Origin of the sequence: Dactylosporangium sp. NPDC006015 (assembly GCF_040614215.1) — a bacterium.
GTDB lineage: Bacteria > Actinomycetota > Actinomycetes > Mycobacteriales > Micromonosporaceae > Dactylosporangium > Dactylosporangium maewongense.
On record NZ_JBEXUD010000004.1, the window covers coordinates 284,822 to 305,433 of the forward strand.

General features: G+C 72.7%; 18 protein-coding genes and 1 pseudogene. 8 read left to right on the forward strand and 11 right to left on the reverse strand.

Annotated elements, in window-relative coordinates:
• Nucleotides 1–89: 89 nt before the first annotated feature.
• The 3 genes from ABZ321_RS09825 to ABZ321_RS09835 are packed head-to-tail and all read right to left on the reverse strand — an operon-like array spanning nucleotide 90 to nucleotide 1,259.
• Nucleotides 90–482 carry a hypothetical protein gene (locus ABZ321_RS09825; protein ID WP_344504862.1) on the reverse strand — a complete coding sequence of 131 codons (393 nt, stop codon included), beginning with the start codon at nucleotides 480–482 and terminating at the stop codon, nucleotides 90–92.
• Nucleotides 483–487: 5 nt separating this feature from the next.
• A complete protein-coding gene (locus tag ABZ321_RS09830; RefSeq protein WP_344504863.1) occupies nucleotides 488–748 on the reverse strand; it encodes a hypothetical protein in 261 nt (86 codons plus the stop codon).
• Nucleotides 741–1,259 carry a DUF6000 family protein gene (locus tag ABZ321_RS09835; protein WP_354890639.1) on the reverse strand — a complete coding sequence of 173 codons (519 nt, stop codon included), beginning with the start codon at nucleotides 1,257–1,259 and terminating at the stop codon, nucleotides 741–743. Before ABZ321_RS09835 ends, ABZ321_RS09830 begins: the two co-directional genes overlap by 8 nt.
• Here ABZ321_RS09835 and ABZ321_RS09840 point away from each other — a divergent pair.
• Nucleotides 1,258–2,073 carry a transglutaminase domain-containing protein gene (locus tag ABZ321_RS09840; protein ID WP_354890641.1) on the forward strand — a complete coding sequence of 272 codons (816 nt, stop codon included), beginning with the start codon at nucleotides 1,258–1,260 and terminating at the stop codon, nucleotides 2,071–2,073. The two genes, ABZ321_RS09835 and ABZ321_RS09840, sit on opposite strands and share 2 nt — an antisense overlap.
• A gap of 333 nt (nucleotides 2,074–2,406) precedes the next feature.
• Here ABZ321_RS09840 and ABZ321_RS09845 read toward each other — a convergent pair whose 3' ends face one another.
• On the reverse strand, nucleotides 2,407–3,600 hold the full coding sequence (locus tag ABZ321_RS09845) for an erythromycin esterase family protein (RefSeq protein ID WP_354890643.1): 1,194 nt from the start codon (nucleotides 3,598–3,600) through the stop codon (nucleotides 2,407–2,409).
• Nucleotides 3,601–3,652: 52 nt separating this feature from the next.
• On the opposite strand from ABZ321_RS09845, the gene ABZ321_RS09850 reads away from it, so the two are divergent.
• Complete coding sequence (locus tag ABZ321_RS09850) at nucleotides 3,653–4,357, forward strand: TioE family transcriptional regulator (protein ID WP_344504866.1); 705 nt, start codon at nucleotides 3,653–3,655, stop codon at nucleotides 4,355–4,357.
• Here the strand turns inward: ABZ321_RS09850 and ABZ321_RS09855 are convergent.
• Nucleotides 4,344–6,134, reverse strand: coding sequence for a sensor histidine kinase (locus tag ABZ321_RS09855; protein ID WP_354890645.1), 1,791 nt, complete (start codon nucleotides 6,132–6,134; stop codon nucleotides 4,344–4,346). The genes ABZ321_RS09850 and ABZ321_RS09855 overlap by 14 nt on opposite strands.
• A 41-nt stretch (nucleotides 6,135–6,175) precedes the next feature.
• On the opposite strand from ABZ321_RS09855, the gene ABZ321_RS09860 reads away from it, so the two are divergent.
• Complete coding sequence (locus ABZ321_RS09860) at nucleotides 6,176–6,826, forward strand: response regulator transcription factor (protein WP_354890647.1); 651 nt, start codon at nucleotides 6,176–6,178, stop codon at nucleotides 6,824–6,826.
• A complete protein-coding gene (locus ABZ321_RS09865) occupies nucleotides 6,826–7,494 on the forward strand; it encodes a class I SAM-dependent methyltransferase (protein WP_354890649.1) in 669 nt (222 codons plus the stop codon). The genes ABZ321_RS09860 and ABZ321_RS09865 overlap by 1 nt, the downstream gene beginning before the upstream one ends.
• Before the next feature lie 88 nt (nucleotides 7,495–7,582).
• On the opposite strand, the gene ABZ321_RS09870 is transcribed toward ABZ321_RS09865, so the two are convergent.
• A complete protein-coding gene (locus ABZ321_RS09870) occupies nucleotides 7,583–9,970 on the reverse strand; it encodes an ATP-binding domain-containing protein (protein ID WP_354890651.1) in 2,388 nt (795 codons plus the stop codon).
• A gap of 609 nt (nucleotides 9,971–10,579) precedes the next feature.
• Here ABZ321_RS09870 and ABZ321_RS09875 point away from each other — a divergent pair.
• Nucleotides 10,580–11,817 (forward strand): annotated as a pseudogene (locus ABZ321_RS09875) (IS256 family transposase).
• Nucleotides 11,818–11,849: 32 nt separating this feature from the next.
• On the opposite strand, the gene ABZ321_RS09880 reads toward ABZ321_RS09875, so the two are convergent.
• Together ABZ321_RS09880 and ABZ321_RS09885 are read right to left on the reverse strand one after the other, a co-directional pair.
• A complete protein-coding gene (locus tag ABZ321_RS09880) occupies nucleotides 11,850–12,629 on the reverse strand; it encodes an ABC transporter permease (protein WP_354890653.1) in 780 nt (259 codons plus the stop codon).
• The gene (locus tag ABZ321_RS09885; RefSeq protein WP_354890655.1) at nucleotides 12,626–13,507 is read right to left on the reverse strand and encodes an ATP-binding cassette domain-containing protein; all 882 of its coding nucleotides are present in this window, start codon (nucleotides 13,505–13,507) and stop codon (nucleotides 12,626–12,628) included. The genes ABZ321_RS09880 and ABZ321_RS09885 overlap by 4 nt, the downstream gene beginning before the upstream one ends.
• A 30-nt stretch (nucleotides 13,508–13,537) precedes the next feature.
• On the opposite strand from ABZ321_RS09885, the gene ABZ321_RS09890 reads away from it, so the two are divergent.
• Nucleotides 13,538–14,509, forward strand: a complete 972-nt coding sequence (locus ABZ321_RS09890) for a hypothetical protein (protein ID WP_354890657.1) — start codon at nucleotides 13,538–13,540, stop codon at nucleotides 14,507–14,509.
• Nucleotides 14,510–14,713: 204 nt separating this feature from the next.
• Here ABZ321_RS09890 and ABZ321_RS09895 read toward each other — a convergent pair whose 3' ends face one another.
• Entirely contained in the window at nucleotides 14,714–16,189 is a 1,476-nt protein-coding gene (locus ABZ321_RS09895) for an MFS transporter (RefSeq protein WP_354890659.1), read from the reverse strand.
• Nucleotides 16,190–16,236: 47 nt separating this feature from the next.
• Nucleotides 16,237–16,707 carry a MarR family transcriptional regulator gene (locus tag ABZ321_RS09900; RefSeq protein ID WP_344504875.1) on the reverse strand — a complete coding sequence of 157 codons (471 nt, stop codon included), beginning with the start codon at nucleotides 16,705–16,707 and terminating at the stop codon, nucleotides 16,237–16,239.
• A 96-nt stretch (nucleotides 16,708–16,803) separates the two neighbouring features.
• Between ABZ321_RS09900 and ABZ321_RS09905 the strand changes: the two genes are divergently transcribed.
• Together ABZ321_RS09905 and ABZ321_RS09910 are read left to right on the forward strand one after the other, a co-directional pair.
• Nucleotides 16,804–18,459, forward strand: a complete 1,656-nt coding sequence (locus tag ABZ321_RS09905) for an Hsp70 family protein (protein WP_354890662.1) — start codon at nucleotides 16,804–16,806, stop codon at nucleotides 18,457–18,459.
• A 56-nt stretch (nucleotides 18,460–18,515) separates the two neighbouring features.
• A complete protein-coding gene (locus ABZ321_RS09910) occupies nucleotides 18,516–19,382 on the forward strand; it encodes a hypothetical protein (protein WP_354890664.1) in 867 nt (288 codons plus the stop codon).
• Between the two features lie 146 nt (nucleotides 19,383–19,528).
• Here the strand turns inward: ABZ321_RS09910 and ABZ321_RS09915 are convergent, their stop codons facing one another.
• Nucleotides 19,529–20,395 (reverse strand): hypothetical protein, encoded by an 867-nt coding sequence (locus ABZ321_RS09915; protein ID WP_354890666.1) that lies wholly within the window; start codon nucleotides 20,393–20,395, stop codon nucleotides 19,529–19,531.
• Nucleotides 20,396–20,612: the final 217 nt, after the last annotated feature.

The following is a 20,612-nucleotide window of genomic DNA, read 5'->3' on the forward strand; positions in this document are numbered from 1 at the left end:
CTCCTCGGTCGAACATGTGTACGGGAACGTTCTACCAGTCAGGTACGACATTTTCGAACGCGACACACCGTACGACATGGATCATGCGATCAGGGCAGCTCGTCGATCTCCGCGTACGGGTCCAGGGTTCGCAGCAGCTCCGGCCGGTCCGTGACGATCGCCCAGCCCGGTCGGGCCTGCGCACGGCGTACCACATGCGCGGCGGCAACCAGAGCGGGACCGCCCTCACCGGAGAACAACGCGCCGCTGTCCACGGCATCCGCGGCGGTCAGGTCGTCCACGACCACCACCGGCAGGCTGAGCAGCACCTTGAGCACGTCATAGTCCTTCGGGGACGTCTGCGCCCACGCCTCCGCGAGCGCCGCCGCCGGCACCGCCAGCACGACACCCTGATCCACCGCATGCCACACGATCGCCGAACTGTACGGCGTGCCGGCCACGAACCCCAGGATCGCCGAGCTGTCCAGGATGCGGCCACCCACCGCTGTCACGACACCGGCCCGGCGGGTGCCACCCCCAGCACCTCACGCGCCCACGCGTGGTGCTCCGGCGCCATGCGCACCCCGCGTCGCGCATACAGCTCGTTCAGCGCCATGAGCGCCCGGTCCCGCGCCAGCCGGCCCCGGACCGCCTCGGCGACATACGCCGACACCGACTCCGCGCCACCCGCGTCCACGAACCGCCGCACCGCAGCGGCCTCATCGGCGGGCATCGTCACCGTGACCCGCTCCTTGCGCACCTCACGCATACGTACACGGTACCGGCTGCATACGCCGATCACCTAGCGTCGCGTCACCCATGCGAGGGACATCCGTGCCCACCTGCGTCGATCTGGCACATCCGTCCGGTACCCATTCACGTTCCGTGACGCACGTCTCCACCGTCCGCAGCACTTTCGCAGGGGGAGGTGGGCCAGGCGGCCATCCAGGTGTCCGCGAACGCGCACACTCGCTGTCGAGCAGGACGCCGAGCTCATGGTCGGTGATCGTGCGTGCGGCCGTCGCGAGGTCCGCGCCGAACTGGTCCCGCGCTTCGGCGTCGAGCCGGAGGTAGTTGCCGTGCAGCAGTTTGCGGTAGCGACCGCCGGGGGTGACGTACCGGTCGATCACGGTCATGAGTTCCGCGTCGCTGGGTGCGGGTAGCGCATGAACGGCGATCCTGCCGCAGAGCGGCGATCCAACCCGTACTCGTAGATGTTCGATAATCGACATTATGTCAACCTGAGTTCTGTCGTACCCGGCCGGTAGGGTCCTGGGCATGACGGGGATCGACTACCGCACTCCGGGACCATCCACCGACCTGTCCGCGGTGCCGGGTGCAGCGCTCGCCGGGGTGCCCGGTGACGCCGACGGCATCTGCAGGCTCGCGCACACCCTGATCGTGCACCCCAACGAGACCGGCGAGCTTGAGCTGCCCGGCGAACGGTTCGACGACAACCAGCTCCGGCACGCCGACCGGATCGTCCACGCGTTACTGCGCCTGGACGGTGACCCGCTGCACCTGCCACGCCCCGCCGACCGGCGGGTGGTCGGCACCTGCCGGCACTTCACGGTGCTGACGGTGGCGCTGCTGCGGCTGCGCGGGATCCCGGCGCGGGCCAGGTGCGGGTTCGCGACGTACTTCCAGGAGGGTCTCGGCCTGGACCACTGGGTCGTCGAGCACCACCGGGACGGGCGGTGGGTCCGCACCGACTCGGAGATCGTCGGCGGGACCGTGCTGCCGCACCCCGAGGACCTCGACGAAGGACTGTTCCTGACCGGCGGTGAGGCGTGGACGGCGTGGCGGGCAGGCCGAATCGACGCGAAACAGTTCGGTGTGGGCGGCACCGAGAACTTCGGCCCCGCGGAGATCCAGGGCAACGCGGTGCGGGACCTTGCCGCGCTGAACAAGCTCGAGCTGCTGCCGTGGGACGAGTGGGGGCGGATGGAGGCCGCGTACCGGGGTGAGACCGGCGCCGACTACGACGAGCTGATGGACCGCATCGCCGACGTGACCCGCGCCGACAACCCCGCCGAGGTCATGGCCCTGTACGAGCACGAGAACCTGCGGGTCCCGGAGGCGCTCGTGCGGTAGACGAGGCAGGCTCCACCGCGCGCCGGCGATCCGCGGCGGACGAGCCGGCGAGCGAAGGCATGGGCGCACGGCGTGACCGAGGCACGAGGTGCGGGACGGGGTGTGGCATCGTTGCCCCGCCGCGGCGACGGCGGGGCAACGATGGGTCCGGGTTGGCCGCCTGAAGGAGGTCCGGATCTCCCCCATTGCTGCGGTGGGATTGGCGGGTGCCGGGGTGGCATGGATTCAGGGAACCAGCGAGGCAAGTGCCCGGCATCGGGAGAATTCCCGATGCCGGGGACCCGACACGGGTGGATCGGCAGTTCGGCCGGGTGGTGCGCTCCCCCCGCTGGTTCACTCCCCCGGGCCGGCCGGTGGTGAGTCCCTGATGAAGACGATGCCGTCGGGGGCGGACGGGCCGGTCAGGTGGGCGGGGTCGAGCGGGAAGTAGCCGAACCACGGTGACTCGCGGGCGGGTGGCGTCGTGTCGCCGTACGTGGCGGCCAGGGCGTGCGGACCGGCCAGGCACCGCTCCGACGACATGTCGTATAGCTGTCCTTCGATGGTGTCGGAGGGTGGGGTGTGGACGCCGTGGTGGTGGATGGTGCCGAGGGCGGTGGCGAGAAACGCGTAGCCGGAGCCGAGGTGGGTGGCGGCGAGCGCGCCGGCGCTCCACCACGTCAGGTGCTGGTCGCCGAGGCGCATCGTCGACCGGTGGCGTTGCAGGTGGAGGTTGTGGGCGTGGACGAGGGCGGGACCGCGGTCGGTGAGGGCGAGGAGGTTCGCGGCCATCATGGCGGCGCGGAGGCCGACGAGGCGGGGCATGCGGGCGGGGGTCTGGTCGGCCATCCAGTGGTGGTAGCGCAGCAGGCCGGTGGCGGTGCGCGCGTACAGGGCCGCCAGGTCCAGGTCGGTGCGGGAAGGGAACGCCGGGGTGTGGGTGTCCAGGAGCGCCACCATGTCGTCGCAGAGCAGGCGGAGCGTGCCGGCGGCCGGGGTCTGGCCGATGGACCGGGACGGGTCGAGCAGCGCGGCCGGGTCCGTCCAGCGGTCCTCGGGGCCGAGCACCTCGTCGAGGAGGTCCGTGGGTGGCAGGAGCTCCGGCGGTACCGACGCCGCCAACGCTGCATGGAGTGCGGTGACAGCCTGGTGCGGGGCGGCTGGGCCGGTGGTGAGCTCCAGGGGGCCGTCGATACCGGCGAAGTGCAGGTGCTGGGACGGCGGCAGGTCGGCGTTGTGGTCGCGGATCCAGCGCACGAGGTCACGGTTCGGGGTGGCGGCGCCCCAGCCGTGGCTGAAGCCGCTGGTCATGGCGTCGTCGAGGGTGCCGGCGCCGGTGGTGACGTAGTCGTCGACGACGAGGGCCTTCAGGCAGTCGGTTTCCAGGGCGATCGCCCGGAACGGCGACGTGGTGGCGAGCTCGCGGAACAGGTCGTTGCGGACCTCGAGAAGGACGTCCTCACCGTGGGTGGGTTCGCCGAGGGCGAGGACGCGCGGCGGGGCCGGCAGGAGGCGGTGGACGGACGCGGCGGACACGGGGTAGGTCATTACGTCAACGGTATCGTTGCATCGACGGTTGAACCTTGCATCCAGTGAGACGGTGAGCGTGCCGGAAAAGTTTCAAAGACCGGTCGACCTGGCGCGGGCGCATGGGCTGTCGACGCAGGCGATCCGCAACTATGAGGCCGCCGGGATCCTGCCTGACGCGGAGCGGACGGACAGCGGGTACCGCAGGTACACGGCGCTGCACGCGGCGGCGTTGGACGCGTTCGTGGCGCTGGTGCCGGGGCACGGGCATCAGGCGGCGACGGAGATCCTGCGGGCGGTGCACCGGGGTGCGGTCGACGACGCGTTGCGGATCGTCGACGAGGGGCACGCGCAGCTGCTGGAGGACCGGCGGACGGTGCAGGCGGTCGAGGCGGCGCTGCAGGATCTGCGGCCGGTGCCGCAGGGGCGCGGTGACACATTCGTGGGGCCGTTGTCGCGGCGGCTCGGGGTGCGGCCGGCGACGTTGCGCAAGTGGGAGCGGGCCGGTGTCGTGCAGCCGGGCCGGGACCCGAGGACGGGGTTTCGCGTGTACAGCGCCGCGGATGTGCGGGACGCGCTGCTGGCGCACCAGCTGCGGCGGGGCGGGTACCTGTTGCGGCAGGTCGCGCCGGTGATCGCGCAGGTACGGTCGGCGGGAAGCGTCGAGGCGCTGGAGGCGATGCTCGGTGACTGGCGGGCGCGGCTGACGGGCCGGAGCCGGGCGATGCTGGCGGGTGCGGCGGCGTTGGACGCGTACCTGCGGCTCAGGGAGCGGTGACAGGGTCGTGGCGGTGCATGGGCAGGTCCGCGCTGATCGTGGTGCCCTGCCCGGGGACGCTGGTGACGTCGAGGTGCCCGCCGGCGGCGGCGACGCGGTCGGCGATGCCGCGCAGGCCGGTGCCGCGGCGGGGATCGGCGCCGCCGGGGCCGTCGTCGGTGACCGTCACGGTGAGGCGGCCGGCGGCGGCGTGCAGGGTGACGGTGGCGTGGGCGTCGGGTGCGTGGCGGGTGATGTTCTGCAGGGCCTCGGCGACGACGAAGAACGCGGCGGTCTCGGTCGCGGGGTCTGGGCGGTCCGGCAGGTCACCGGTGAGGGTGACGCGGACCGGGACGGTGAGCAGCAGGGTCTGCACGGCGGTGGCGAGGCCGCGTTCGGCGAGGAGGGCGGGGCGCAGCCCGCGGGCCAGGTCGCGCAGCTCGGTGAGCGACTGCCGCAGCTGGTCGGTGGCGTCGTCGAGCAGCGCGGCGGCGGGGCTGGTGTCCTCGACGGCGTCACGGGCGGACCGCAGGGCCATGCCGAGGCCGATGAGGCGCTGCTGGGCGCCGTCGTGCAGGTCGCGTTCCAGGCGGCGGCGTTCCTCGTCGCCGGCGCGGACGAGCCGTTCGCGGGAGGCGTCGACCTCGGCGAGCTGGGCGCGGACCTGCGCGGCGAGGCGGACGTTGTCGAGGGTGAGGCGGGCCGCGGCGACGGCGGCGTCGAACAGGGCGGGGTCCTCGGTGCGGGTCGTGGGGTGGTGCAGGAGCAGGACACCGCCGCCGATGTCGGTGCGGGCGAGGCCGGGCGCGGCGGGCACGGTGACCGGCCGGCCGGCAGGGTCGACGAAGCGGGCGTCGTCGCCGGCGGACAGTGGGATGGCGATCTGGACGTCGCTGTCGCCGAGCAGCTGGGCGAGGCCTGGTCGCAGGTCGTCGACGGGCGCTGAGCGGAGCCGGACGAGGAGCGCGGCGACGTCGGCGCGGGCGAGCCGGGACGCGAGCAGCCCGACGATCATGGCGAGGGGCACCGTGTAGATGGTGAGGTGGTCGGCCCAGTAGAGCCATCCGGTCGGGGCCTTCCAGGTGTCGAGCAGGACCCCGGTCATGAACACGACGACGGGGGCGGCGGCGGCCCACAGCACGGGCGCGCTGGCGCGGCGGCGGGAGGCGGACATCCGGCGGTACCGGCGGAACAGCAGCACGAGCAGCCAGACCGCGCCGGTGAGTGCGGCCACGAACTGCGCGGCCCAGAAGGCCCGCGACGCGGTGGCGGACTCGTGCAGCAGCAGCGGGTTCGCGGGGCATCCTGCGCGCCGGCAGGTGACGGCGTCGATCCCGGCGGACGGGGTGACGGCGGCATAGCCGAGCCAGAGCAGCGGGATCGCGGCGACGGCCCGCAGGTAGCGGCGCTCCCCCACCGTTTCCGGGCGGCCGTCGGGGTACGTGAGCAGCGCGTAGGCGTACACGACGCGGCTGATGACCCCGCTGAGGTAGGACCAGACGAGCAGCGCGCCGCTGGCATGCAGGCCGAGGCCGGCGCTGAGGCTGACCAGGGTCCACACGACCAGGAGCGGTCCGGTGGCGCTGTCGGGCCGGCGGGCCCATGCGACGAGCCCCCCGACGGCGACGACGGTGCGGCCGGCGGTGATGACGGTGAGGCTGGTGACGGTGACGGGCCGGTTGTCGGCACCGTACAGGTCGAGGTGGAAGGTCACGGGTTGGGCGGCGGCGAGGGCGATGGTGGCGGCGGCGCCGGTTATCCAGGCGGCCCGCGCCGACGGGGCGAGCCGGCTCAGCATGTCTGAACTATCGCATCGACGGGTGATGCGATCCTGGCTCGGTGAGCCTTCGCGTGGTCGTGGCGGACGACAACCTCATCATCCGGGCGGGGCTGACCCAGCTGCTGGCGGTGGGCGCGGACGTCGTCGGCGAGGCGGAGCACGCGGAGGCGTTGTTCCGGCTGGTCGCCGCGGAGCGGCCGGACGTGGCGGTGGTCGACATCCGGATGCCGCCGTCGCACACCGACGAGGGGATCCGGGCGGCGGTGCGGATCCGGCGGGAGTACCCGGGGACGGCGGTGCTGGTGCTGTCGCAGTACGTGGAGGTGGCGTACGCGATGGAGCTCCTCGACGACGGGCGCACCCACGTCGGGTATCTGCTGAAGGACCGGGTGCTTGACCGGTCGGCGTTGCGGGACGCGGTGCGGCGGGTCCACGACGGGGAGGTCGTCGTGGACGGCAGCGTGGTCGAGGCGATGCTGCGCAGACCGGCGGTGCCGGCGGCGTTGCGGGTGCTGTCGGAGCGGGAGCGGGACGTGCTGGCGCTGATGGCGGAGGGGCTGACCGACCGGGGCATCGCGCAGCGGCTGACGTTGTCGCCGAAGACGGTCGGCACCCACATCCAGCGGATCTTCGACCGGCTCGCGATCGAGGACAGTCCGCAGGACAATCGACGGGTGCGAGCGGTGTTGTCGTATTTGCGGGCGCGGTAATGCGGGACGGGCTGGAGCCGCTGCTGGACGGGCAGCTGGCGTACTACCGGGCGCGGGCGCCGGAGTACGACGAGGTGTACGGGCAGCGGTCGTTCAGCGCACTGACCGGGGTGCTGGACGAGTTGCCGGTCGGTGGTGACGTCCTGGAGCTGGCGTGCGGGACCGGGCAGTGGACCGTGCGGCTCGCCGGGCGGGCGGCGCGGCTGACGGCGGTCGACGGGGCGCCGGAGATGCTCGACATCGCGCGGCGGCGGCTGCGCGATGAGGGCCTCACCGCGACGTTCGAGCAGGCGGACCTGTTCCGGTGGCGGCCGCAGCGTCGGTACGACACGGTGTTCTTCGCGTTCTGGCTGTCGCACGTGCCGCCGCAGCGGTTCGCCGGGTTCTGGTCGGCGGTCGCCGACGCGGTCCGGCCCGGCGGGCGGGTCGTGTTCGTCGACACCGGCACCGCGGAACGGGTGACGGAGCGGGTGGCACCCGGCGGCAGGGACACGGTGCTGCGCCGGCTGCGGGACGGCAGCGAGCACGAGGTCGTGAAACTCTTCCATGACACCGCCGGGCTCGCAGCCGACCTGTCGAAACTGGGGTGGACTGCACAGGTGGACCCCACCGGCGAAGGGTTCATCCGGGGGGTTGCTACGCTCACGGGCAGGTCGGCAACGGACTAGGCATCCGGAGCCGGCGCCGGTTCGGTGAGCGTGCTGGAGTCCGACCCAACACGCTCCCACCGCGTTTCTTTCCCGCGTTTTCCCCCGACTAGATACCGACCACCGCGAGCAGCGATTCGGGCAGCACGCCCGGGTGCAGCACGCCGAGCCGCTGGGTGGCGCGGGTCAGCGCCACGTACAGGTCGTTGGCGCCGCGCGGGGACTCCTCCACGATCCGGTCGGGGTCGACGACGATGACGCCGTCGAACTCCAGACCTTTCGCCTGTTTGACGGTGAGGACGACGACCTTCGCGGCGAGCTCGGGTTCGTCGCCGACCGCGGCGTCGGGGAGGACCTTCAGCACCGCCGGCACCAGGTCCGCGAACGTGCCCGCGGGGAGGATGACGCCGAGCCGACCGTCGCCGGCCTCGACCGCTTCCGTGGTCGCGGCCTCGGCGAGGGCGTCGGGCAGGCGGGCGGGTGCGACACCGCGGACCCACGGGTCGACGCCGGCCTCCCGGACCGACCTGGGTGGCTCCAGGTCCGGGTCGATGCCGGCGAGGACACCCGCGGCGACCGCCATGATCTCCGTCGGGGTGCGGTAGTTGACGGTGAGCTCCCGCAGCCGCCACCGGCCCGGCACGTACGGGTCCAGGGCCGACGCCCACGACGCGGCGCCGCCGAGGTCACCGGTCTGGGCGACGTCACCGACGACCGTCATCGACCGGGACGGGCAGCGGCGCATCAGCAGCCTCCACGCCATCGGCGACAGCTCCTGCGCCTCGTCGACGATCACGTGCCCGAACGCCCACTTGCGGTCCGCGGCGGCGCGTTCGGCGGGGGTGAGCGCGGAGCCCTCGTCCTGCCGGTCGGCGAGCCGGTCGGCCTCGAGCAGGTCGGTGACCGACAGCAGCTCCGGGTCGTCCTCGTCCTCGACGTCGATGGACCGGGACCCGAACGCGATCTCCAGGGCGCCCTCGGCGTAGGCGATCTGCCGTTTGCGTTGCCGTTCGGCGATGATCTCGCGGATCGTCTCGTCCTCGCCGAGCAGTTCCGCGGCCTCGTCGAGCAGCGGCACGTCCGCGGGGGTCCATGCCGCTCTGGCACTGCGCCGTAGCTCGAGCGGCGCGCCGGCGGCGGTTAACCGGATTTCTGATGCGAACAATCCGGCAACCAGTTGCTGCGGGGTGAGGATCGGCCACAGCCAGTCGAGGGCGCCGAGGACCTCAGCCTCGCCGCGCAGCTCCCGGCGGATCTCGGCGAGGTCGGCCTCGTCGAGGATCTGCGGGTCGCCGGGGGCGTCGTCGCCGCCGAGGGGGTCGTCGGCGTACGGGTCGATGCCGATGGTGTCGGCGACCAGCAGCGACAACGCGTGGATGATCTCGGTGTCGAACACGGGCCGGGCCAGGTTGTGCAGCTTGCCGGAGCGGCGCGCCCGTTCGCGGGCGTCGGCGATGACCTCGGGGTCGAGCATGACCGGCGCGCCGTCGAGGATGTCGAGGCGGATCGCGATCGGCTCGTCCGGGACCCGCTGCCGGTCCTGTACGGCGGCGGCGAGCACGTCGACCATCTCGGCGCGGCCCTTGATCTCCGTGATCGTCGCCGGCTCGTCGGCGTGCGCGACGACGCCGGGGAACAGGTCGCCCATCGTGCCGAGCAGCACGCCGGTCTCGGCGAGCGACGGCAGGACCTGGCTGATGTACCGCAGGAACGTCGGGTTCGGTCCGACGATCAGCACGACCCGCGACGACAGCATCTGCCGGTGCGTGTACAGCAGGTACGCGGCGCGGTGCAGCGCCACGGCGGTCTTGCCGGTGCCGGGGCCGCCCTGCACGACCAGGACCCCGTTGAGGTCCCCGCGGATGACGTGGTCCTGTTCCGCCTGGATCGTCTCGACGATGTCTTTCATCCGGCCGGTACGGGACGCGTTCAGCGCCGACAGCAGCGCCGCCTCCCCCGCCACGCCGTCGTGTGCGCCGCGGCCGGTGTGGTGCGCCTCGTCGAGGTCGAGGACCTCGTCGTCGACGCCGGTGACGGTGCGCTGTTCGGTGCGGATGTGGCGGCGCCGCCTGACCCCTTCGGGTGCGGCGGCGGTGGCCAGGTAGAACGGCCGTGACGCCGGTGCCCGCCAGTCGATGAGCAGCGGCTCGTAGTCGTTGTCCTCGTCGAAGATGCCGATCCGGCCGATGTAGCGGACCTCGGTGTTCTTCGCGGCGCCGCCGTCAGGACCGCCGCCGGCGCTGCCGGGGCTGCCGGCCTTGCCGTCCTCGTCGCTGCCGGCCTGGCCGCGGTCGGTGGCGTCGCTGCGGTCGAAGTCGAGGCGGCCGAAGCACAGGCCGTTCTCCACGGCGGTGTACTGGGCGAGGCGGTCGGTGTACAGGGCGGTCGCCGAGTCGCGGTGCGAGCGGTCCGCCGGCGTGCCGCCGGTCTGCAGCAGCGCCCGTTGCAGCTGCGTGGACGCTTCCTCCCGCAGCGTGTCGAGGTGCCCGTACAGCATCGTGAGATGCGCTTGCTCAATCGCGAGCTCGGATGCGTCGGATGCGTTTGACAACCCGTCTCCAGTCGGCTAACATTTCCATCAGTCAGGCGCCCGAGGGCGCCTTTTTTGTTGCCCGAACGCTCTACTGTAGCGCCTGCGTTCCAGTGGCGCCTGCCCGCGTCGGCTTGTCGTGCGTACCGCCACCCTGGCCAAGTCTGACCAGATCTGGCCGGCTCCGACCGACTCCGCTGCGCTACCGTTTCGGCGGGCTGCCGCCGCCGCGCCGGTTACTGATTACCGTATTGCCGGCAATCGCCGCACCGGCGCACCGGCCACTGAGCTGTGGGGCGACAAGCCGCGGCTCGTCGCCCCACCCTCCTGCCCCCGCCCCAGGTTTGCCGACTTACCAGTTACAGCAATCCGGTAACCAGCAAGCCGGCAGGTCCATGCCGCTCAGCCGGATGAACCGCCGGGTGCTTGGTGGCGCTTGGCGCCTGGTGGTCAGCGCGACAGGGTCGCGTCCACGGAGGTGGTGTACGACTCGCCCACTTTGGGCGTGATGTGGTGAATGGGAACGGCCACCGCTAGATCCTTCGAACTGCGAAGTAACCGAAGGAGAGATCAGCGATGGCCGCACCTTTGAGTGTGGACGGTGCCGCGTTCCTGCGTGAGCATGTCGAGTCCGCGTCACCCGATCTGTTGCGTGCGATGGTGAAGTCGTTCGCCGAAGCGCTCATGTCGGCAGAGGCCGACGCCGTGTGCGGCGCCGGTTACGGCGAACGCAGCGAGGACCGCGTCAACTCCCGCAACGGCTACCGGCAGCGGGACTGGGACACCCGCGCCGGCACCGTGGAGCTGGCGATCCCGAAGCTGCGGCAGGGCTCGTACTTCCCGGACTGGCTGCTGCAGCACCGCCGCCGCGCCGAACAGGCCCTGATCAGCGTGGTCGCGACCGCGTACCTGCTCGGCGTGTCCACCCGCCGGGTGGAGAAGCTGGTGGAACAGCTGGGCATCACCGGCCTGTCGAAGTCGCAGGTCAGCGAGATGGCGACGCATCTGGACGCGCAGGGTTCCGCAACCGACCCCTGGACAGCGGCCATTACACGTTCGTGTGGATGGACGCCCTGGTCATCAAGGTCCGCGAACACGGCCGGATCGTCAACGTGCACGCGCTGATCGCGGTCGGGGTGAATGCCGACGGCGGCCGCGAAGTGTTGGGCCTGGACGTCACCAGCGACGAGGACGGCGCCGGCTGGCTGGCGTTCCTACGCTCCCTGACCGCCCGTGGCCTGTCCGGCGTCCGCCTCGTCGTGTCCGACGCCCACCGCGGCCTCGTCAACGCCATCGGCGCCGCCATGCCCGGCGCGACCTGGCAGCGCTGCCGCACCCACTACCTGCGCAACCTGCTGTCGAAGGTCCCGAAATCGGCGCAGCCGTGGGTCGCGACCCTCGTACGGACCATCTTCGACCAGCCCGACCCCGACTCCGTCCGCGCCCAGTACGACCGGGCCGTGACCGCGATCGCCGAGCGGTTCCCCACCGCGGCGGAGCACCTCGACGACGCCCGTGAGGAACTCCTGGCGTTCACCGGCTTCCCACGGGAGATCTGGCGCCAGATCTGGTCGAACAACCCCCAGGAACGGCTGAACAAGGAGATCCGCCGCCGCACCGACGTCGTCGGGATCTTCCCCAACCGCGCCGCGATCATCCGCCTCGTCGGCGCGGTCCTGGCCGAACAGACCGACGAATGGACCGAAGGACGCCGCTACATGGGCCTGGAAATCCTCACCAAGGCCCGGCTCATCCTCATCCCGACCGAGGGAACCACCACCGAACCCGTCGCCGCCGAACTGGCAGCGGCCTAACATCCAACCCACTGGATCAGCGCTGCCCGTTCCTACACCACGCCAGCGGACGCGACCCGCGACAGGCGACGGTACTGCCTGATCGACAGCGGCACGAACACGGCGGTCAGCACCGCGGGCCACAGCAGCGCGGGCCAGGTGTCGCCGCCGCCGGGGTTGCCGAAGAGGGCGCGGGTCGCGTCCGCGGTCGCGGACAGCGGGTTCCAGTGTGACAGCGCGCCGAGCCAGTCCGGCATGTCCTGCGGTGAGGCGAGCGCGCTGGACAGGAACGCGACCGGCCACACCAGGATCTGCACCGCGACGAGCAGTTGCGGGTTGCCGCTGAGCAGCCCCAGGTACACGCCGACCCACAGGACCGCGAACCGCAGCCACAGCAGCAGCCCGACCGCGGCCAGCGCCCCGGCGAACCCGTCGTGCCAGCGCCAGCCGACGGCGAGCCCACAGCCGAGCATGACCAGCAGCCCGAGCGCCGAAGTGAGCAGGTCCGCGAGGGTCCGGCCGGTGACCTGTGCCGACGCGGCCATCGGCAGGGACCGGAACCGGTCGGTGACGCCGCGGCCGGTGTCGGTCGCGATCGCCGCGAACGTCGACTCGACCCCGAACAGCATCGTCATCGCGAACATGCCGGGCAGCAGGTACTCGCGGTAGTCGCCGCCGCCGGCGACGCTCATCCCGCCGCCGAGGACGAACCCGAACATCAGCACCAGCAATACGGGAAACAGCAGCATGACCACGATCTGCGCGGGCTGCCGGGCGAGGTGCGCCAGTTCCCGCTGGGTCATCACCCAGCCGTCGTGCAGCGCCCACTTCATGCGGTCACCAGTTTCAGGAAGGCCTCGTCGAGGGTGGGGCGGCGCAGGGTGATGTCCTCGACGCCGGGGATGCCGGCGGCGAGCGCGAGGGCGGCGACCCGGTCGTGGACCGGCACGCTGACCCGCTGCCCGTCGACGGTGACCGGGCCGAGGACGCCGAGCCGGTCCGCGGCGGGTGCAGGGTCCCCCGCGGTGACGACCTCGAGCCGGTCGGCGCCCTTCAGCGAGGCGGGCGTGCCGTCGGCGATCACCCGGCCGTGGTCGATGACGCAGATCCGGTCGGCGAGCTGGTCCGCCTCGTCCAGGTACTGGGTGGTGAGCAGCACGGTCGTGCCGCCGGCGACGAGCCGCCGGACCGCGGCCCACACCTCGGCGCGGCCCTGCGGGTCGAGGCCGGTGGTCGGCTCGTCCAGGAACAGCACCTTCGGGGTGAGGATCATCCCGGCGGCGAGGTCGAGCCGGCGCCGCATCCCGCCGGAGAACTGCGCCGCGGGCTTGCCGCCGGTGTCGGCGAGCCCGAACTGTTCCAGCAGCTCGTCCGCGCGCCGTTTCGCCACGGTACTGCCGAGGTGGCTGAGCCGGCCGAACATGACCAGGTTCTGCCGGGCGCCGAGCAGCTCGTCGACGGCGGCGTGCTGCCCGACGAGCCCGATCGCGGCCCGCACCCGCTCGGGGTGTTTCGCGACGTCGTGCCCGGCGACGGTGGCGGTCCCCGAGTCGAGGCGGACCAGGGTGGCGAGGATTCGGACGAGGGTGGTCTTGCCGGCACCGTTCGGGCCGAGGAGCCCGTGGACGGTCCCTGCCTCGACGGTCAGGTCGAGGCCGTCGAGGGCCGCCTTCCCGCCGTAGTGTTTGCGAACGTCTCGCGCGTCAATCACGTTATACAGTGTATAGAGTTTGGGTGGAAGTTGCGACTCGACGTTCCCGCGTGCGCCGCCGCGCTCGGCCTCACGTACATCGGACCGTGCCCCGGCGGCGAGGTCGGCGCCGGCTACGTCCTGCTGTCCGACGGCCGCCGCGCCGTCCTGACCAGCGGCAACGCCGCGTCCGCCCCGCTGGTCACGATCGCCCGCGCCGCCGGCGTCCCGGCACCCCACTACGAGCGCGTCACCGACGTCGCCGGGGTAACGGTCGTCGTCCAGGAGCTCCTGCCCGGCCTGCCCCCGGCGGTCACCGACCGCGCCGTCGTCGACGCGATGCTGGCGGTGAGCGCCCGCTGCACCGGCCTCCTGCGGGATTCCGGATTGCCGCCGCGGCAGCTGTACCTGCACAGCGACGGCCCCGGGTTCTGCCACCACGGTTCGCTGGCCGGACACTCCGCCCGCTCCGCCGACCTCCTCGCCAGGATCGAGGCCAACCCCATGGAGGTGCTGCCCGGCGACGACCTCGTCCACTTCGACTTCCACCCGGGCAACGTCCTGGTCTCCCCGAACGCCACCACCGGCCCGGCCGGAACGTCCCTGTCGCCCGCCGGCACGGCCGCCGCCATTGATTCCACTGCCGCCGCGGGCAACGACACCGCCATCGGCGCGAGCGACGCCGCCGTGACGGTGACCGGCGTGGTCGACTGGGACGGCGCCGGCCGCGGCAACCGCGCGTTCGACCTGGTCACACTCCTGTTCGTGGTGTCCCGCCACGCCCCGCACCTGACGGCGCCGATCCGCGACGCGGCGGTCGCGCTCGCGCCCCCGGACGTCCTCGCCGCCTGCTGGGCGCACATGTCACTCCGCCAGGTCGACTGGTCGATCCGCCACCACACCGCCGCCGAGGTCGACGCCTGGCTCACCGTCGCCGAAACCGCCCCCTGGCCTACCGCTGAGACCAACGCCGCCCCCTGGCCTACCGCTGAGGCCAACGCCGCCCCCTGGGTCCGCCACTGAGCCTGAGCCCGCCACCGAACTGGAGCCGCTGCCGGTCAGAGCCGTCGCCGGCCACAGACCTGCCGACCAGCTGCCACGACGCGCTCCGCACTCCCGGGGACGCTCCGACGGCGCGACCTGCACCCCCACCCGGACCCGTCCGGACGATCGGCGGGGTGGGCACCTTGGGGTCGCGCTCCCTACCCTCGGGGGCGCTCTCGACGTTCAGGGGCGAGCCGACACCGACGGCGCGGGACCGCTGAACGCCGGCGCGTCCGCAGCGTCCGCGGGACCGGCCTCCACCGCCGCCGAACCGGCCGCCGTCGCCTCCGGCCGGGGTGCGGGCGAGCGCAGCACGAAGGCGGCCACGCCGATCGACACGAGCAGCAGCACCGCCCCGACGGTGAACGCGAGCCGGTACCCGGCCGTCAGCGCGGCGGCCTCCGACGCCCCCGCCGCGAGCCGCCCGGCCGTCCGGGATGCCGCCGCCGTCGACAGCGCGGCGACGCCGAGGGCCATCCCGAGCTGCTGCGTCGTGTTGAACAGCCCGGACGCCAGGCCCGCGTCGTCGGGGCGGGCGCCCGACATGCCCAGGCCCGTGATTGCCGGCAATGCCAATCCGCCACCCGCGATCAGCAGCATCACCGGCAGCAGGTCCGGCACGAACCGGGCGTCGACCGGCAGCCGCGTCAGCCACCCCAGTGCGAGCACCAGCAGGCTCAGACCGGCGATCAACGCGCCCCGCTCACCGATGCGCCCGATCACCCGCGCCGACACGACCAGCGACACCACGGCGATCGACAGCGCCGCGGGCAGCATCGCCAGGCCGGTCTGCAGGGCGCTGTAGTGCAGGACGCGCTGCATGTACAGGGCGACCAGGATCTGGAAGGAGAACATCGCGCCGATCATCAGGATCTGCAGGATGTTGGCGCCGGCGACCTGCCGGTTGCGCAGCACGCGCAGTGGCATCAGCGGGGTGCGGGCGGTGGCCTGCCGGGCGACGAACCCGGCGAGCAGCAGCACCGCCGCGGCCGCGGTCACCCAGCGCCAGGCGGGCTGGACGACCGCCGCGATGCCGGCCATCAGCCCGGCCGTGACCAGGAACGCGCCGAGGACGTCCGCGCCGGCGCGCAGGCCGAGTCCGCGGTCGGCGGGGACGAACCGCATGCCGGCAAGCGCGGCGACGCCGATCGGCACGTTGATCAGGAAGATCCAGTGCCAGCTCAGCAGGTCGGTGAGGACGCCGCCGAGGACCTGGCCGATGGAGGCGCCCGCCGCGCCGGTGAACGCGAACACCCCGAACGCCTTCGCGCGTTCGGCCGGCGCCGGGTACAGCGTGACGACGATGCCGAGACTGACGGCGCTGGCCATCGCGCTCCCGGCGCCCTGCAGGAACCGGGCCGCGACGAGCATCTCTGGACCGGTGGCGAGCCCGGCGAGGACGGACGCGGCGACGAAGACGACCGTGCCCGCGATGAGCATGCGGCGTCGGCCGAGCAGGTCGCCGAGGCGTCCGGACAGCAGCAGCAGGCTGCCGAACGCGATCAGGTACGCGTTGACGATCCAGGTCAGCCCGGACGGGGTGAAGCCGAGGTCGGTCTGCATGACGGGCATCGCGACGGTGACGATGCTGCCGTCCAGGATCGTCATGAGCATGCCGGTGGCGAGGACGGCGAGCGCCGCCCCACGGTTGGTGTCCATGGCACGACCGTAGCAGATCGTCCGCTACAGAACTATATGCAAGAGACCTACTGTCGTGCTCGTCGCACTCCCGGCGCCTCCGACGGCGTCGCGAAGTGCCCCTGGGTGAGTCGCGTCAGGGCCCTGACCAGCACGTCACGCTCGTCCGCCGGCAGCGAGCCCAGGGCCGCCGCGTGCACGCCGTCGGCGATCTTCTGGCTCCGCGCCGCGATCTCCGCCCCGGCGGGCGTCACCGCGATGATCCGGGCCCGCCGGTCGGTGCTGGACTGCCGGCGCTCCGCGTACCCGGCCTTCTCCAGCGCGTCGACGGTCACGACCATCGTCGTCTTGTCCATGCCGCCGATCTCGGCGAGCTGGATCTGGGTCCGCTCCACGCCGAGCGCGTGCACGAGGACGCAGTGCATCCGCGGCGTCAGCCCGATCTCCCCGAGCGCCGCCGCCATCTGCGTGCGCAGCACGTGACTGGTGTGGTCCAGCAGAAACGACAGGTCGGGCTCGACCCGGGACGGAGCAGTCATACGTTCGAGCGTACCAATGCGACTGCCGGCGGATGATCTGTCAGTAAACCGTCTGCGACCCTCCGGGTCCTGGTCCGGTGGTCGTACAGTGCGCGGGTGATTGCTGTGCGGTACCGCCTCGGCATCGACTTCGGCACGTCCAACACCGTCGCCGTCATCCACGAGACCGACGGCCGCAGCCGGCCCGTGCTGTTCGACGGCTTCCCGCTGCTGCCGTCGTGCGTGTGCCTGGCGCTGGACGGTCAGGGGCTGCTCGTCGGGCGGGAGGCGATGCACGCCGCCCGCGTGCATCCGGAGCGTTACGAGCCGCACCCCAAACGCCGCATCGACGACGGCACCGTCCTGCTCGGCGACACCGAACACCAGGTCGCGACCCTCATCGCCGCGACCCTCGCCCGGGTCCGGGCCGAGACGGTCCGCACCATGGGCGACGGACCCGGCACCGTCGTCATCACCTACCCGGCCGCGTGGGGCCCGCGCCGGCGCTCCGTGCTGCTCGACGCCGCCCGCCTCGCCGGCCTCGGCACGCCACAGCTCGTGCCGGAGCCGGTCGCCGCGGCCGCGTTCTTCGTCGCCGCGACCGACGCCGCTGTTCCCGTCGGCAGCCGCGTCGTCGTCTACGACTTCGGCGCCGGCACGTTCGACGCGTCCGTCGTCATCCGCACTGCCACCGGCTGGGACGTCATCGCCAGCGAGGGCCTCGACGACGCCGGCGGCCTCGATATCGACACCGCGATCGTCGGATACCTCAGCACCGTGCACTCCACCGCCCACCCCGACGAGATGCGCCGCCTCACCAGCCCGCAGACGGTCGCCGACCGCCGCGCCAACCGCAACCTGTGGGAGGACGTCCGCACCGCGAAGGAGATCCTGTCGCGGTCCGCGTCGACATACATCCACGTTCCGCTCGTCGAGCAGGACGCACCCCTGGGACGCGAACAGCTGGAACGCCTCGCCCGGCCGGTCGTCGACCGTACCGTCGCGCTCACCCGCACCGTCCTCACCTCCGCCGAACCGGCCCGTCCCCTCGCCGGCCTGTTCCTCGTCGGCGGTTCCAGCCGCATGCCCCTCGTCGCGACACTGCTCCACCAGGCCACCGGCATCGCTCCGACGGTCCTGGAGCAGCCGGAGCTCGTCGTCGCCGAAGGCAGCGCCCGGCCACTCGCCACGACCGGAGCCCAACCCGCAAGCGACGCGGCAGATGTACGCCAATCCGCCGCCGACCCGCTCTGGCCCCAAGCCGCTCCGTCACGCGTCCCCGCCACGGGACCGGCGGCCGCCGCGGACGGCTCGATCCGCGGCGTCGCCTCCGTCCGCGCACCCCGAGCCCAGCCACCGACGCCCGTGTCCGGCGCCGCCGCCGGCGTGGTGTACGGCACACCGGCGGCCGCAGCTCCCGCAGCGCGGTCGCCCCAGGGCTCGGCTCCGCCACCACCGGCCTCCGCGCGGCCCGGGACACCGCCGGCCGGTCCCCGCCCGCCGCCGAGACCCCGATGTTCTCGATCCCACCGGTGTCCGGCCGCCCTGCCGCGGCCGCGCCGCCGCCCGGCTCCGGCCTCCCCGTGTCCGGCCTTCCGGGCGCCGGGAGGCCGGAGCCGTCACCACCCGAGCAGGCCTGGCCCGACAACGGCCCCGTCTGGCCCGTCTCACCCGCCGCGTCCGGATCCGCCGCCCCGACGAGCCCAGCCGCCCACACCCCGCCCGCCCCAGCGAGCCCCGCAGGCAATTACCCGGCAATCAGCAATCCGGTAATCAGTAATCCGGCGGGGTCTGCGAACTCTGCCGCCCGCCGAGGTGCGGCGAACCCGGTGAGCCCGGCGAACCCAATGAGCCCGGCCGGCGAACGCGAGCTGGCGTTCGGCGCCGGCGCGCCGCCCTCCGCCACCATACAACCGGCACAGACGACGCAGTCCCCGGCCGCGGCGACGACTCCCGCGCCCGGCGCGGTGCGCACGGCACTCGTCACCGCCGGACTGCTGCTGGGCACGCTGCTGCTGTTCGGCTTCCTCGGCCGGAAGGCGTACAACCACGAATGGCACCTGCCGTTCGAGTTCTCCGACTGGCGCTGGTGGATCGGCGAGGCCCGCATCTACCTGTTCCCGGGGTTCGTGCTGTGGCTGGCGTACCTGTTCGCGGCGCCGGCCAGCCGCCCCGTCGTCCGCACCGTCGCCTACGGCCTGCTGCTTATCCCGGCGATGATCATCATGGCGGAGGTCGGGGTCGTCGTCGGCTGGGCGGGCGGCACCACCGGCATGTTCGTGCTGCTCATCGCCGCCCTGCTCGCCACGGTCGCGCTGCTCGCCGCCCGCCGGAAGCTGGACGGCACGGAGGTGAAGCCGGTGTTCGGTCGCACCGACGCCGGCGGCCTCATCGTCGGCGTGACCGTCGCGATCCTCGCCGCCGCCCCCGAGTACCGGTACCTCATCGAGCTGTTCGAGTCCGGCGACGTCGGCCTCGTCGACGCGCTGAAGATCAACGAGGTGCCGATGCTGCATTGGTTCGTGTTCGGCCCGTCGGTGACGCTCGCGTTCGCCGGCCTGGCCGCGGCGGTCGGCCGGCTCGTCGCCCTGACCATGCCCGCCGTCACCCGCTGGCTCCCCCGCATCGCCGCGGTCGTCCTCGTCCTGGGCGCCCTCGTCGCCGTCTCCCGGATCACCACCGGCCTGTACGACTGAGCCACCACACGACCGCCACACGACCACCTCGCACCCCGCGGCGCTGACGGTGGCCGCTGCTTCGGCCACACCGACCGGTCTGGCGATGCCGAGCGCCTTGCGCACCGCGCCGGGGTACGGAGTCGCCGGCGAGACGGACTGCCCGGTCAGATCGCGTGGCGGGCGCGGTACAGGAAGCGGTACAGCCACCGGTACTGCCACAGCCCGCGCCGGCCGAGCAGGGCCAGGACGGTGCCGATCAGGACGGCCCAGCCGCCGAGCGTGGCAACGGCGCCGACAGGTCCGCCGGTCACCGGGAGCGCCGCCGCGGCATGGTGGACGGTGACCGGGGTCGACAGGTAGCGCAGGGTGTTGTCGGCGGCCAACCCGGCGGCGACGAACGTGTGCCCGCCACGGTGCAGGCCGGTCGGCACGATGACCAGCAGCGTGAACGTCCCGGCGGCGTCGACGTACGCGGTGCCGAGCGGTTGCGGGGTCGAGTACACGACGACCTCGACCGCGGTGCCGGGCTTGAAGCCGCCGCCGCTGATCGTGACCGCCTCACCGGTAGCCGGATTGTCGGTATCAACAATCCGGCCCGCGGTGGCATGGGTCGGTGGTGCGGCGGCCGGGACGATCAACGGCGCCGGTTCCTGTAGGACGGCGAGCGTCGCGGTCACGTCCGGCGCGGGCGCGTACCGCCGGTCGCCGCGCTGGTGAGCGACGAGCACGCATCCACCGACGGCGAGCGGCGTGACCGTCGCGCCGTCCACCGAACACGTGTCGGGACTTCCGCTGCTGAACGTGACAGGCAGCCCCGACGAGGTGACCGCGACCAGGCCGACCGGCCCGTCGGACACCGCGACCGGCGACGGCGCCGCGAACGTGATGGCCTGCCGCACGGCCGTGATCCGCACGGTCCGCGTGACCCGTCGGGCAGGCGCCCACTCGGCGTTACCGGCCTGCACGGCGTGCAGCGTGCACTCGCCGGCGGCGAGCGGCGTGACCACGGTGCCGGCCAGAGCACCCCCCACGGCGCCAGCGACGTCGCCCCGTGCGTTGTCCGCTCTGGCGCCGTCCGCGGCATCCCGCACGTTGCCCGTCACGGCGCCATCCGTGGTGAGGCCGGGTGCGCTGCCGGGTGCGCTGCCGGGTGCGCTGCCAGGTGCGCTGCCAGGTGCGCTGCCAGGTGCGCTGCCAGGTGCGCTGCCAGGTGCGCTGCCAGGTGCGCTGCCAGGTGCGCTGCCCGTC

What these genes read in the sequence shown, in the direction of transcription:
- ABZ321_RS09830 (WP_344504863.1), bottom strand. Translation starts at nt 748, where the DNA reads ATGCGTGAGGTGCGCAAGGAGCGGGTCACGGTGACGATGCCCGCCGAT.
- ABZ321_RS09840 (WP_354890641.1), top strand. Translation starts at nt 1,258, where the DNA reads ATGACGGGGATCGACTACCGCACTCCGGGACCATCCACCGACCTGTCC.
- ABZ321_RS09835 (WP_354890639.1), bottom strand. Translation starts at nt 1,259, where the DNA reads ATGCCCAGGACCCTACCGGCCGGGTACGACAGAACTCAGGTTGACATA.
- ABZ321_RS09845 (WP_354890643.1), bottom strand. Translation starts at nt 3,600, where the DNA reads ATGACCTACCCCGTGTCCGCCGCGTCCGTCCACCGCCTCCTGCCGGCC.
- ABZ321_RS09855 (WP_354890645.1), bottom strand. Translation starts at nt 6,134, where the DNA reads ATGCTGAGCCGGCTCGCCCCGTCGGCGCGGGCCGCCTGGATAACCGGC.
- ABZ321_RS09865 (WP_354890649.1), top strand. Translation starts at nt 6,826, where the DNA reads ATGCGGGACGGGCTGGAGCCGCTGCTGGACGGGCAGCTGGCGTACTAC.
- ABZ321_RS09870 (WP_354890651.1), bottom strand. Translation starts at nt 9,970, where the DNA reads ATGCTGTACGGGCACCTCGACACGCTGCGGGAGGAAGCGTCCACGCAG.
- ABZ321_RS09880 (WP_354890653.1), bottom strand. Translation starts at nt 12,629, where the DNA reads ATGAAGTGGGCGCTGCACGACGGCTGGGTGATGACCCAGCGGGAACTG.
- ABZ321_RS09895 (WP_354890659.1), bottom strand. Translation starts at nt 16,189, where the DNA reads ATGGACACCAACCGTGGGGCGGCGCTCGCCGTCCTCGCCACCGGCATG.
- ABZ321_RS09900 (WP_344504875.1), bottom strand. Translation starts at nt 16,707, where the DNA reads ATGACTGCTCCGTCCCGGGTCGAGCCCGACCTGTCGTTTCTGCTGGAC.